The organism is Catenibacterium sp. GCM10023432, from assembly GCF_042651925.1.
GTDB lineage: Bacteria > Bacillota_I > Bacilli_A > Erysipelotrichales > Coprobacillaceae > Catenibacterium > Catenibacterium mitsuoka.
Genome location: NZ_JBHSEB010000034.1, coordinates 12,654 through 26,014, shown reverse-complemented (window position 1 = coordinate 26,014; position 13,361 = coordinate 12,654). Strand labels below are relative to the sequence as shown.

Annotated in this window: 12 protein-coding genes and 2 tRNA genes; 7 read left to right on the top strand and 7 right to left on the bottom strand. The window is 35.0% G+C overall.

Annotation, left to right across the window (positions count from 1 at the left end; genetic code table 11):
• Positions 1-41: 41 nt before the first annotated feature.
• The 5 genes from rpsD to ACFOZZ_RS04700 form a co-directional block, all read right to left on the bottom strand.
• Positions 42-647 (bottom strand): 30S ribosomal protein S4, encoded by a 606-nt coding sequence (gene rpsD, locus ACFOZZ_RS04720; RefSeq protein WP_055235104.1) that lies wholly within the window; start codon positions 645-647, stop codon positions 42-44.
• A gap of 246 nt (positions 648-893) precedes the next feature.
• Positions 894-1,406, bottom strand: coding sequence for an O-acetyl-ADP-ribose deacetylase (locus ACFOZZ_RS04715; protein WP_279067753.1), 513 nt, complete (start codon positions 1,404-1,406; stop codon positions 894-896).
• Between the two features lie 10 nt (positions 1,407-1,416).
• Positions 1,417-2,232, bottom strand: coding sequence for a tetratricopeptide repeat protein (locus ACFOZZ_RS04710; protein WP_376814827.1), 816 nt, complete (start codon positions 2,230-2,232; stop codon positions 1,417-1,419).
• A 10-nt stretch (positions 2,233-2,242) separates the two neighbouring features.
• Positions 2,243-2,635, bottom strand: a complete 393-nt coding sequence (locus tag ACFOZZ_RS04705) for a pyridoxamine 5'-phosphate oxidase family protein (RefSeq protein ID WP_320803749.1) — start codon at positions 2,633-2,635, stop codon at positions 2,243-2,245.
• A 63-nt stretch (positions 2,636-2,698) separates the two neighbouring features.
• Positions 2,699-4,033, bottom strand: coding sequence for an MATE family efflux transporter (locus ACFOZZ_RS04700; protein WP_055289886.1), 1,335 nt, complete (start codon positions 4,031-4,033; stop codon positions 2,699-2,701).
• 172 nt (positions 4,034-4,205) lie between these two features.
• On the opposite strand from ACFOZZ_RS04700, the gene ACFOZZ_RS04695 reads away from it, so the two are divergent.
• The 6 genes from ACFOZZ_RS04695 to ACFOZZ_RS04670 all read left to right on the top strand — a co-directional run bounded on the left by ACFOZZ_RS04695 (position 4,206) and on the right by ACFOZZ_RS04670 (position 10,179).
• A complete protein-coding gene (locus tag ACFOZZ_RS04695) occupies positions 4,206-5,948 on the top strand; it encodes a septation ring formation regulator EzrA (RefSeq protein ID WP_376814826.1) in 1,743 nt (580 codons plus the stop codon).
• Positions 5,949-5,997: 49 nt separating this feature from the next.
• Entirely contained in the window at positions 5,998-7,134 is a 1,137-nt protein-coding gene (locus ACFOZZ_RS04690; RefSeq protein WP_376814825.1) for a cysteine desulfurase family protein, read from the top strand.
• 4 nt (positions 7,135-7,138) lie between these two features.
• Complete coding sequence (gene thiI, locus ACFOZZ_RS04685) at positions 7,139-8,335, top strand: tRNA uracil 4-sulfurtransferase ThiI (RefSeq protein WP_376814824.1); 1,197 nt, start codon at positions 7,139-7,141, stop codon at positions 8,333-8,335.
• A gap of 92 nt (positions 8,336-8,427) precedes the next feature.
• Positions 8,428-8,503: transfer RNA gene (locus tag ACFOZZ_RS04680), tRNA-Lys, on the top strand.
• A gap of 55 nt (positions 8,504-8,558) precedes the next feature.
• Positions 8,559-8,634: transfer RNA gene (locus ACFOZZ_RS04675), tRNA-Lys, on the top strand.
• A 108-nt stretch (positions 8,635-8,742) separates the two neighbouring features.
• Entirely contained in the window at positions 8,743-10,179 is a 1,437-nt protein-coding gene (locus tag ACFOZZ_RS04670; RefSeq protein ID WP_278860248.1) for an HAD hydrolase-like protein, read from the top strand.
• Positions 10,180-10,189: 10 nt separating this feature from the next.
• Here ACFOZZ_RS04670 and ACFOZZ_RS04665 read toward each other — a convergent pair whose 3' ends face one another.
• Positions 10,190-10,723: an NUDIX hydrolase gene (locus tag ACFOZZ_RS04665; RefSeq protein ID WP_055233635.1), complete on the bottom strand. Its 534-nt coding sequence runs from the start codon at positions 10,721-10,723 to the stop codon at positions 10,190-10,192.
• 75 nt (positions 10,724-10,798) lie between these two features.
• Here ACFOZZ_RS04665 and ACFOZZ_RS04660 point away from each other — a divergent pair, with 75 nt between their 5' ends.
• Positions 10,799-11,767: an RluA family pseudouridine synthase gene (locus tag ACFOZZ_RS04660; RefSeq protein WP_279068348.1), complete on the top strand. Its 969-nt coding sequence runs from the start codon at positions 10,799-10,801 to the stop codon at positions 11,765-11,767.
• A 153-nt stretch (positions 11,768-11,920) separates the two neighbouring features.
• Here the strand turns inward: ACFOZZ_RS04660 and ACFOZZ_RS04655 are convergent.
• A partial coding sequence (locus tag ACFOZZ_RS04655) for a transposase (RefSeq protein WP_376814823.1) occupies positions 11,921-13,361 on the bottom strand: 1,441 nt, incomplete at its 5' end.

The window sequence follows — 13,361 nt, the reverse complement described above, 5'->3', positions numbered from 1 at the left end:
TATACTCCAATAAAAAAGCAGCCCTAAGGCTGCTAATAGAATTAACCAAGTCTGTTATAGTATTCGACGATTAGCTGTTCGTTGATTTCCTGATTTAATTCAGATCTTTCAGGAAGTCTAGTGAACTTACCAGTTCTCTTTTCAGCATCTACTTCAACGAAGCCAGGAGTATGAGTCTGAGCTTCTAAAGCTGTCTTGATAACATCTAACTGCTGAGATCTTTCCTTAACAGTAATAACGTCACCAGGATTTACTCTACATGAAGGGATATCAGTCTTGATACCGTTTAATAAAATATGACCATGGTTTACTAACTGTCTAGCTGCTCTACGAGTTGTTGCAAATCCCATTCTATAAACTACGTTGTCTAATCTTGATTCAAGTAAGAATAAGAAGTTTGCACCAGTTACACCTTCCATCTTAGAAGCGCGGTTGAAAGTGTTGTGGAACTGCTTTTCGTTAATACCATACATATGTCTTACTTTCTGCTTTTCTGCTAACTGAAGACCATATTCAGTGCTCTTGTGTCTCTTCTGACCATGCTGACCTGGAGCATAAGGTCTCTTGTTTAATTCTTTTCCGTTTTCCAATACTGAGAAACCAAGTCTTCTAGACTTTTTCCAGATTGGGCCTGTATAACGTGCCATTGACGTTACCTCCTTATTGTTTTATTTGCATAAAACAATAACAATTCATAACTCACCCTGCGTATGTTCTTATTAAGCATTTCTCTTGCGGTAAGATACTTTGCATCCCTAAGTCAAGAACGTAGCTGCACGACTGTTATGTACCGCTATTCATTTTATTGCGAATTTGATTATACTGAATAAAGTATAGAAAGTCAAATAAAACTTGATAAAAACAACATAAAACTTGATAAAAACAACATAAATTTATTTTGTTTTTTTGACTTCAGCTTCATATACTGACGCAGTATGAGAATCAAAGAGCACCCATTCTACTAATTCAAAATAATCAGGGTTATTCTCTATGAATTCATTTACACTCTTGACTGCAATCTTTGCAGCTTTATCAACAGGAAAATGATAAACACCTGTTGATATAGAAGGGAATGCGATTCTTTTGATACCATGATCCATTGCCAGCTTCATAGAGTTGTAGTAGCAGTGTGCAAGTAATTCTTCTTCGTTATGATTTCCACCACACCAGATAGGGCCTACAGTGTGAATCACATAATTACAAGGAAGATTATATGCTTTTGTGATTTTTGCTTCTCCTGTTTCACATCCATGAAGAGTTCTGCACTCTTCAAGAAGTTCTGGTCCTGCCGCACGATGGATTGCTCCATCTACACCGCCTCCACCTAGCAGGAGATTATTGGCTGCATTCACAATAGCCTCTACGTCTGTTACTTTTGTGATATCACCTTGAATTGTTTTAATCATATGTTACCTCTTATTTTGTCCACTCATATCCAGGCAATACATCATTTAATCTTTGTCTTGCCTCTTCTTGATTTTTTAAAACATGCTTATAACAGTTTTTAATGAGAAAATCTCCTGATTCAAGTCTTTCATAATACATCTGTTCAGCTAACTGGTAATATTTTAAGGCCTGCTTGTTATCTACTTCTGTACCAATGCCCTTAAAGAAACAATCACCTAGACGCATCATAATATCAGCACCTACTAGATGAATATTATCTTCATTAAGTCCCTGGGCACAATGCATATAGATACGGAATGCTTCTATCTCATTTTTGTCTACATAATAACCATTACGATACATATCACCAATCTTATAGAGTGAACATAGATGTCCATCAAATGCCCCTAATGCGAAATAATGAAAAGCTTTCTCATAATCCACAGGTATATCTCTACCATAATAGAAACAATATCCTAAGTTTTCCTGCGCCTGACGACATCCTCCATCTGCTGCAATTGTATAATACTCAACAGCTTTTTTATAATTCTGCTCACCAGCACGACCAGTATAATAGAGTGATCCAATATCACATGCTGCATTCACATTTCCTGAATTAAGTTCATCAGTATAGACGTCTATAATAAAATCAGCGACACATTCAGGAAGAATCTTTGTGCCATCTGCTTCATGTAATTCTCCTGCAATATTATAAGCCTCTTCATAGACTGCTTCATCTGAAAAATCTAATTCATTTTCTACGATATTATAGATTTCTGGATAATCTTCTTCTGATATCTCAGAAAGGATATTTTTAAGTCTTGTGTATAATTCTTTATTATTCATATTGTGCTCCCTAGAAGTTTACAACTTTTTTCTCATGTGTAAATGAATAGAAAGTGGCAGTCGCATTCTTAAAATAGAATACTTCTGTATTTCCATCATCGGCTGAATACATTTTCTTTAAAGATGGATATGCATCAAGCATGGATTGTTTTGGTTCTTTTCGGTCATCTTCTATAAGTTCTCCTGAAATACGTAGCCATTCACCATTCTTGTATGCACAAATTTCTACCTTTGGATTTGCATGAATCTGTTTTGATACATTCTTTACCTTCCCTGTTTGAATATAGAGCTTTCCCTCAAATATATGTGCTGTCCCAAAAGGTCTTACTCTTGGTTGATCACCTTCAACTGTTGCTAGGTAATAAGTATCTGCTTCTTTCAAAAAATTAATTATTCTTTCCATGATTTTACCTCCTTACATAATTATACCACTACAAAAAAGAATATCGGATTAAATCCGACATTCTTATACATGATCTAGCCAATGTACACGGAAGTAGTAGATAAGTAATCCAATCATGCAAACAACCCAGGTTACAGGCCATCCTGCAAATACAATAGCAATGTTATGAGTAAAAGGAACTGCTACCGCAAGATAAATCTGTCTCAAAAAGACGAATGTACCTACCATGAAATACATTGGAATATTAGATAACCCGACACCTCTAAGTGCACCAGAAATAATCTGAATAACTGGCAATGTGAGATATCCTGCTGCGAAGACACGGGCCATTAAATAACCGTATTTAATCACTTCAGGATCACTAGAGAAGATACCTACAAGCTGCTCACCAAATACATAAATCAAAATAACACCTATAGTTGTAACTCCAAAGGTCATAGCCATTGTTGTGCGAAGACCTTTCTTAACACGATCTATGGCATGCGCACCAATATTCTGTCCAGTAAAAGTCGTAATAGCCATCGCAAAGCTTTGAATTGGTAATTGTAGGAATCCATCAATCTTTACATAAGAAGTATAACCAGCTACTGCATTAGCGCCAAAAGTATTGATATAAGACTGAACGATTACGTTACTAAAAGATACAATGGATTGCTGTAGGGCGGTAGGGATTCCTATTTCAATAATCTTCTTTAAGATAGGCTTATCGATAGAAATTTCTTTAATCTCTACTTTATAGATTTCTCTCGAGAATACTAATTTTATTATAACAAGCAGCGCACTGATCCCCTGGGCAATAAAAGTCGCCCATCCAGCACCTGCAACACCCATATGAAAATTCAATACAAAAACAAAGTCTAGAATAATATTAATAATAGACGCAATAATCAAATAATAAAGTGGTGTCTTAGAATCACCTACAGCACGTAATATACCTGAGCCCATATTATAAATACATACAAAAGAAATACCACCAAAATAAATACGTAAATATAAAGCTGCTGGTGTCATGACCGAATCAGGAGAACCAATAAGAATTAAAATCTGACGTGATAAACCTATACCTAAAATAGTAAATAATACACATAGAATAAGAGTTAAGGCAATTGATGTATGAATCGCTTTTTTCATCTTATTTAAATGATTACCACCAAAATATTGAGCAATGACTACTCCCGCGCCTGTCGCAAGTCCTGTAAAGAAACCGACAAGAGTATTAATGATTGGAGTGGATTGTCCAACAGCTGCAAGAGCCCCTGAACTCACGAAGTTACCTACTACATAAGAGTCCACTGTGTTATAAAGCTGCTGGAATAAGTTTCCGACTAACATAGGAATAGAAAACCATAATATCGCTTTCCATATCTTACCATGTATTAAATCTGTACTTTCATTCATGTTTTACCCTCCCTAAACAATACAATCATAGCCCTATTTTTTAAGATAGAGTAAAGATTTTCGTAAAAAGAAATAAACAGATGTGTATTTTTTTGATGGTTTCACGATTCCGTAATGAAATGACTTGAAAAATATGATAAAATTAAGTCGATATGTAAGAGAGGGATGTTTTATGGATTATTTGAAGGAACTAATACAATATATAGGAGTAAGAAACCTAGTAATATTTGCCTCTATCCTCATTGTTTTGATTATTTTTATGATTATATATCATTCAGTGAAGTTAAAGGTATATCGTCAAGAAATCTTAGAATTAGAAAACCAGATTACTGGAATTAAAACACTGCCATTACAATATAGATTGGGCCGTGTGCAGTCCATTGCGAAAAATATGCCGGAAGTTGTTGAACAATATGAAGAGTTCACTAAGGATTTTGAAGAGATCACTGAATTCCAGAAGAATGAATTAGGTGTTCTAGTGGATGAAGTGGATGCTGCTTTATTTTATGGAAAGAGCCATGGTGTCAAAAAGAAATTAACGATGATTCAGGAAATGATACAGCGTTATGATCGTGATGCAAAAGTTCTTCTTGCCCGCATTGAGAAGGTTACAGAAATAGAAAACATCCAGCGTATAGAAATCATCAGAGTAAAAGAAAAGTATCGTCAGGTAGGCAATGAATACGATAAAATCCGTATTAAAGTTGAAGAGTTTGTGCCACATGCCTTAGAGATGTTTAAAGAACTAGATGATGATTTTGTGAAGCTTGAAACATTAATGAATAATCAGATGTTTGCGGATGCTAAGAAGTTTACAGAAGAAATTGAAAATCGTATTGATAGTCTTCATGAAAATTTAAAGGATCTTCCTTCTTATGTTTATGTAGTATCTGATTTATTGCCAAGCAAGATCAATAAGGTGGATGAATTGATTGCTTCTTTAGAAGGTGATGATTATGCGCTTGAAGAAATGAAGGTTGCTGCACGCCGTCAGGAAGTGGATGAGCAGATGGAAGAATCCATTGTGCAGGTAAAGAATGTAGATATTAAGGCTGCAGCAGAAGTGCTTGAACCTTTAACTGGTCTTATTGAAGGATTAGTGATTGATTTAAGTAAAGAACTTGACTCATATAAGCAGTTCAAGGAAAAATGGAGAGAAAGCTATAATGAACTTCAGAGACTTACAAGTATGTATCAGCAGACCATGAAGGAATATCGTCGCTTGATTACTGAATTTGTGATTGATGAAGAAGAAGTTGTTATTAATAAGAAGCATGAAGAGTTTATACAGATTCAAAATGCCGCTAATGATCTTATTGAACAGATGGAGTCGGGTCATTTTGCATATGCAAATATGTTAGAACATGTTGAGAGTCTTTATGAAAGAATGATGACACATGATGCATATCTTGAAGAGTTTGAAAAGCAGAAAGATGAAATTGAAAAGAAGAATCAGGAAGCAGAAGAACTCATCGAAAACATCAATATTGTCTTATTGGAAATCAAGTCTGAAATCAAGAATGAACATCTTCCTCTTGTGAATGATTCTTATCGTGATTATATTACTGACTCTTATAATAAGGTAGAAGAAATCAAGCGTTTTAAAGCCCATAAACCGGTTGTATTGAATGAACTATGTGCCAAGGTAGAAGGGGCGAGAGATGTGATCTATAAGCTTTATGATAATGTTCATAATATGATTGTGACAGCGGGTATGGTAGAAGATGCAATTGTTTATGCCAATCGTTATCGTTCAATGTTCTTAGAGGTCAATACAGAACTTACTAAGGCTGAAGTCTTATTTAGAAATGGTGAATATCGCAATGCATTACAGGTTGCAGTTGATATTCTAGAAAGACTTGAACCAGGAAAATATGAAGAACTCATCAAAAGAAAAGAAATTAAGTCCGCTTAGTGTGGACTTTTTTCTTTTATATCGTTATTATTTAAGGCGGGGTGATTAGATGATTTATCTAGATTATGTAGCGACAACACCTCTTGATGAGGAAATACGCTCTACATATACAAAACTATTAACAAATTATTTTGCAAATTCTGATTCTGCTTATGCACCAGGTTATGAGGTCAGTCGTTTGATTGAACAGTCACGTTCACATATCGCGAAGCTACTTCATGTAAGTCCTGAAGAATTAATCTTTACATCATGTGCATCAGAGTCTAATAATACAGCTATCAAAGGAACGGCCTTACAATATATGAATAGAGGAAAGCATATTATTACAACGGCCTTTGAACATTCAAGTGTAGCTAATACTTTTAAGCAGCTAGAAGAAGTATTTGGGTTTGAAGTGGATTATGTGTCTATTGATTCAAAAGGACATCTTGATTTAGAAGAATTAGAATCTCTTATAAGAGAAGATACTATTCTTGTTTCTACAATGTATGTCAATAATGAAGTAGGAACAATTAATCCTATTCATGAAATAGCTTCTATTGTCCATAAAAAGAATCCTAATACAAAATATCATGTTGATATGGTACAGGCTTTAGGTAAGCTGTCTATTACGCTGGATGATATTGATTTAGCCACTTTCTCAGCACATAAGGTATTTGGTTTAAAAGGAAGTGGTTTACTCTATAAGAAGCGTACTGCAAGTATTGTTCCTCTTATCAATGGAGGACAGCAGGAAAATGGCTTGAGAGGTGGAACAAGCAATGCCTGTGTGGATATTGTGCTTGCAAAAACAATGCGTAAAGCCATTGAATCTCAAAAGAGTCACTATGATTATGTCAAATCACTTAATGACTATTTACGTGAACAGTTAAGTGAAATGGATAATATTGTCATCAATTCACCAGAAGATGCGAGTCCATTCATCTTGAATATTTCATGTCCACACTATAAACCAGAAGTCATTGTGCATGATCTAGAAACTAAAGGAATCTATATCTCTACAAAGAGTGCCTGCTCAAGTAAGAAAGTAGAAATCTCTCATACTCTTCAAGCAATGCATTTAGATCCTCTTATCAGTTCAAGCGCATTAAGACTTTCATTCTCACATCTCACTACAAAGCAGGAACTAGATATATTCCTAGATGCTTTAAAAGATACATTAAATAGAATTAAGAAACAGAGGTAATTAGATGAAACCAGATCATATTCTTGTTCGTTTTGGAGAACTTACAACTAAAGGAAAGAACCGTAAACTATTTATTAGAAAACTATTAAAGAATACAAAAGAAATACTTCATGACTATTCTGCCTTAGAATATGAATTAACATATGATCGTCTTTATATTTATTTAAATGAAGAAAATGCGGAAGAAGTGACAGATAAGTTAAAGACAATCTTTGGTATTCACAACTTCTCTTTATGTTATAAGGTAGAACATGACTTAGAAAAGGCCAAGGAAGTTGTCACTTATATTATTGATCATGATGAAGGTCATACTTTTAAGATTGATACAAAAAGACATGACAAATCATATCCTAAGACATCTATTGAGATGAATAAGGAAATTGCAGGATATGTATTCCATCATACAACAAAAGAACTATCAGTAGATATTCACAATCCGGATATTTTAGTACGTGTAGAATATAGAAAAGATGCTATTTATATTATGGATAACATGATTCCGGGTGCTGGAGGCTATCCAGTAGGTATCGGTGGTAAAGCCTTATTAATGCTTTCGGGTGGTATTGATTCACCTGTTGCTGGTTATTTGACAATGAAGCGTGGAGTAGACTTAGAATGTATTCACTATGCTTCTCCACCTTATACAAATGAATTAGCAAGGGAAAAGGTATTAGACTTAGTGAATGTATTAAAAGACTATACGCATGGTTCTATTAAAGTTCATATCGTTCCGTTTACTGAACTACAGTTATCTGTATATGATCATTGTGATGAATCTTATGCAATGACAGTTATGCGTCGTATGATGTATAGAATTGCGGAAGGTGTTGCAAAGAAGAATGACTGCTTAGCTATTGTCAATGGTGAAAGTATTGGTCAGGTGGCATCTCAGACACTTGAATCAATGAATACAATTAATCAGGTTATTACAACGCCTGTTATTCGTCCTGTTGCATGTATGGATAAATTAGAAATTATTAATATTGCTGAAAAGATCGGTACATATGATATCTCTATTAGACCATATGAAGACTGCTGTACAATCTTTACACCACATAACCCAGCAACTAAACCTAAGGCTTATAAAGCAGAAGGTTATGAAGCAAAATGGGACTTTGAAACAGAAGTACAGAAGTGTATTGATCATACAGAAACAATCATCATAAACTCTAAATATAAGAACGATGAAGATCTTTTTTAAAGGTTTAAAAAAAGCGTAAAAAAAGTTCATAAAGTAGTTGACGAAGTGTCCTTAATCGTGTAATATATAACTCGTCGGTTGAGGACACACCTCTCTCCGTAGCTCAGTTGGTAGAGCATCTGACTCTTAATCAGAGGGTCCACGGTTCGAGCCCGTGCGGGGAGACCATTTAAAATTTAACAGGATAAAATCTGATACTCTTGATAGAAATATCAAGAACTATCTCTCCGTAGCTCAGTTGGTAGAGCATCTGACTCTTAATCAGAGGGTCCACGGTTCGAGCCCGTGCGGGGAGACCATTTGAAAATAAGGCAGAACTTCGGTTCTGCTTTTTTGTTTATAGGATAGCATATCATTTAGGAATTATGCTATAATGATGTTTAGATTAGGGAAAGGGGTATTATTTTATGAGAGAGGATACAGAATTAAAACTAGCAATCATAGAACTGGATGGATGTATATTTCCCCTAAACAGACTCCGTTATAATTTCTATAAGAATTTATGTAAGAAGAAAAACATTACTGTTACAGCGGATGAGTTTTATCATGCTTTAGGTAATATGTATACAATGTATGAAACACTTCCTCTTGCAGCAACACTTAATAGCAATAAGTTGAATTCTAGTGTTGAAAAAGATTTATATAATTATTTGAGTATGAAGGGCTTATCACCAAAAGATGGTGTGATTGAATTATTTGAATACTTTCATCAGAATAATATTCCAATTGCAGTTGTTTCTACACATAAGACAAAATCAGCTATTAATTATCTAGAACTTGGTTCTTTATATCGTAAGGTGGATTATGTTATTGGATGTGATACAGATATTACACCACTTCCATCAGAAGAACTTCTTGCATATATTGATAAAAGATTCCAGGTAACGCCTAAGGATACATTAGTCATTACTTCTATGAATGGTATTCTTCATTCAGCTAATAATATTGGTATGAATACCATCTATTTAAATGACCTGGTAGAAGCAGGAGATGATGAAATCAGCTGTTCTTATCAGGTAGCCAATACAATGTATGAAGCATTAAATGATATTCTTTTTGGCCGTTATGAAGATTACAAGATCTTTGAACCACTTCTTGGCATGGATAAAGAGATGTCTGTGGCTAAATTAAAGTCTTTATTTGCAAATTTACAGGAAGTTTATAAAGATGATCCTGATTTATTAAAAATCATTAAATCTACTTATATATCTAAGTTATCAGAACTTACAAGAGAACGTCCTCGTCGTTTTACTTTCAATGATGAAGATCTAGCAGAATTAGAAAAAGAGGAAGTTAAAGAACCTGTCGTAGAAGAAGAAAAAGAAGAACCAACTGCACTTTCACTTAATGCACAGGATACGGCTGCATTGAATGATGTGATTGCAAAGGTGATGGAAGCTGAAAATAACCCTCCAAAAGAAGAGGAAAAAGAAGAAATCAAAGAAGAACCAGTCGTAGAAGAACCAAAGAAAAAACCAGATCATCATATAATTAATACATTTATAAATATCAGTTATGTCTTATTACTTTCATTGATGATTTTATTACTTGGCTTGGTTGTTCATATTGCTTTAGGTAATATGATGGATCAGCCTGTTGTAAAGGTCTTACATACAATCAGTCTAGCCTATATTGGTGTTGCTGAAACAATCTTTAAGACAATCTTCAATGGTCTTCATTCTCTCACAAATGCAGTACCTGACTATTATACTTATATGAATAATAATCAGGTGATGACAGTTTCTGCATTAAAGATGATTCATTGTTATATATTGAATGTGGTTGTTGTGACAATCAGTGAAATTATTAAATACTATACACTAAAGAAAAAGAGCTCAAACTAGAGCTCTTTTACTATTTACAATGTTTTCTATTGTAAGCATACATAACTGCAATGACAGTTTTACCATCAATAATACGTCCATCAAAGATGGCTTTGTAGGCTTCATCAATTGGCATCTTAATAATATTTAAGAATTCATCAGCATCGCACTGTAAAGAATCTTCTACTTCCTTGAAGTCTTCTGCTTCATATATTCTGAGTATTTCACTTGAATAGCCAGGTGTAGGAAGCATCTTTAAGATAGGACGCATATTTTTAGCACGTCTATTTGTTTCTTCTTCAAATTCACGATAACAGGCCTTATCAGGATCTTCTCCTAATTCTAGCTTACCAGCAGGTATTTCTAATGTATCGCATCTATTTGGATAACGGAACTGCTTTACAAGAATAATTTCATCATCCTCTATCGCAAGTATACACACACCACCATGATGATACACACATTCACGTACGGCGGTATTACCGTCTTGTAATAATACGTGTTCCTTAGTCACCTTCATGATGGCTCCATCATAAATTGTTGTTGAATCTATTTGTTTTTCCATGATTGTCACCTCGACTTTTATTATACCATAATCTAAGAGGTGTATGCTATAATGAGGGGGAGTAAAGGAGACGTTATGAAAAAACTAGTAATCGATCAATATGATGATCATCAAAGAATAGATAAATATCTCAAGAAAGTGCTCGTCCAGGCACCTTCTTCACTTATATATAAAATGTTAAGGAAAAAAGATGTTAAAGTAAATGGCAAAAGAGTAAAGGAAAACTATATTCTCCATTCGGGAGATGAGGTGGAACTATTCTTATATGAAGATAAATTCAAGGAATACACAAAGCCTTTAACAATTTATGAGTTACCTATTACTTTTAAAGTTGTTTATGAAGATGCACATATTCTTATTGTAGATAAACCTGCCGGATTACTTGTTCATGAAGATATTAATGAATCAGTGAATACATTATCTAACCAGGTACTCACTTATTTATATCAGAAGGGTGAATATGATCCAGAAAAGAATATCAGCTTTACACCAGGTCCAGTGCATCGCTTAGACCGTAATACAAGTGGACTTGTGATTTTTGGTAAAGATATGCGCGCACTTCAGGATTTAAATACAATGATGAAAACAAGACAAGGCATTGAAAAGAAGTATCTTACTATTGGGATGGGACATATGAAGGATGCCACATTATCAGGATATGTCAAAAAGAATGAAGATGAAGGAAAGATGTATTTAGTAAAGAAAGATACACCGGGGGCTTTATCTATGAAAACAATAGTGCATGTCTTAAAAAGATGTTCTACATGCTCTTTAGTAGAAGTACAGCTCATCACTGGCCGTACACATCAGATTCGTATCCATTTAAGTGCGACAGGACATCCAGTTATGGGTGATAGTAAATATGGAGATTTTGAATGGAATAAGGAAGTAAAGAAGAAGTTTCATCTCAATCATCAGTTCCTCCATGCTTATCGATTAACTTTTGTGGATCCGATAGGCTCTATGAGTTACTTAAAAGGTAAAACGGTTACTTCACAATTACCGGAACAGTTAGAAAAGATACAAAAAGAACTTTTTTCATAGCGTGGAAGTGTAATATGTAATATAATGTTTCTTGGAGGTATATAGAATATGAAGTATTATCCTGTTTTTGACAGTTGGGTATGTAAAAAAGGGAGAAAAGTGCCTGTTTAAGGGCGTTTTTCTCCCTTTTAAAATTGTTGTATGGGAAGCTTCTTATGAAATTTTTTTGATTTTTTTATTGAGATCCTTGGGCTGATAGTATTCTTTGTCGAGATCCAACCTGAATGTATCGTTTAATGCATCACAGATCGCACTGCTTGTATATGTTGCCTGATAGTACAGATCATGGTTGTTCACCACATTCATATTTTTCAGGTTCTCTATTATATCATCGGTGGTGAAGTGTCTGCCATTTCTATTGAGCTTGACCTCAATTATCCTTTGGATAAGAAGTGCAGTGTAGCATGTCATGAAGTGAGCGATTATTCTGTCGTCCCTTCTGTGATTTACTGGTCTTGCCTTGAAATTTGTCTTGAGGACTCTGAAGCAGTCTTCTATTCTATATCTCTGTGAGTTGATTCTGATGATTTCTTTAGCGTTATCTTCTGCATCAAGATTGGTAGCTACTGCATAGAATCCATCAAACATCTCTTCTTTTTTTATCTTCTCCTCATCGATATAGTATCTATCCTTATCATTTTTGTCTCTTTTTATAAATCTCTTCGGATCGTTGGGATTCTTTTTCAGATCATCAACCTTGTTGCTGCTTATCAGTCTTCTTGCACGCTCTATCTGTCTGTTTCTTACATATCTCTGATACTCCATGGCTTTTCTTGAGAATGTTACGATCACATACTGCTTCAGCTTTCCTTTGGACTTCTTCTCTTTTGTATTTCCGCAGGATGTTTCATATTCCTCGGTAAATCCAAGATCTATGGCCTTATCGGCAGGAATGACTTTATATACTACATCATCATAAAGCAATCTGTTTGATTCATCCATTCTGTCAAATTCACGCATTTCTTTCAGAGTCTTCGGCATATTATTTGATAATAATCTATAGCCGTCATCATTGAACACGGCTTTCTGAAGTGGGTTTGACAACTTCTTTATGGACTGGGTGACGATGAAGGCTCTGCTTCCAAAGGAGTTGAATCTTCTAATGTCCATCGATCCAAGACCGGCATCGGCACAGTATATAAGCCTTTTGTCTCTAAATGATCTTATCATCTTTTTCTCAGTGGATGTGGCGCATAGCTGCTCGTTCTGATTTCCGGGATTGATGCACATGGAAAGAGGGATTCCCTGAGCATCGATGAACAATCCCATCTGCACGATAGGACTGGGCTGATGCTGCTTGGATATTCCATATTTTCTTAAAGCGGAAGATACCTCTCCGGTGACCTCATCCACATAATCATCATCGGCTGTTTCTATCTCGAAATAGTAGTTGGTACAGTCAAAGTAGCACACAGAGGTATCTCTTCTGATGATACTGTTGCTTGCCTCATAGAGGTGGGTGATATAGTCATCAAAGTGTCCTGCGAGAAGGCTCATGAATCTGAGCGATGATTCATAAAGATAATGTGGCTGTTCATAGTATGTATGAAGGTGATCATAAATGCCCAGCTTTGATCGTGGATCGAGAATTCTT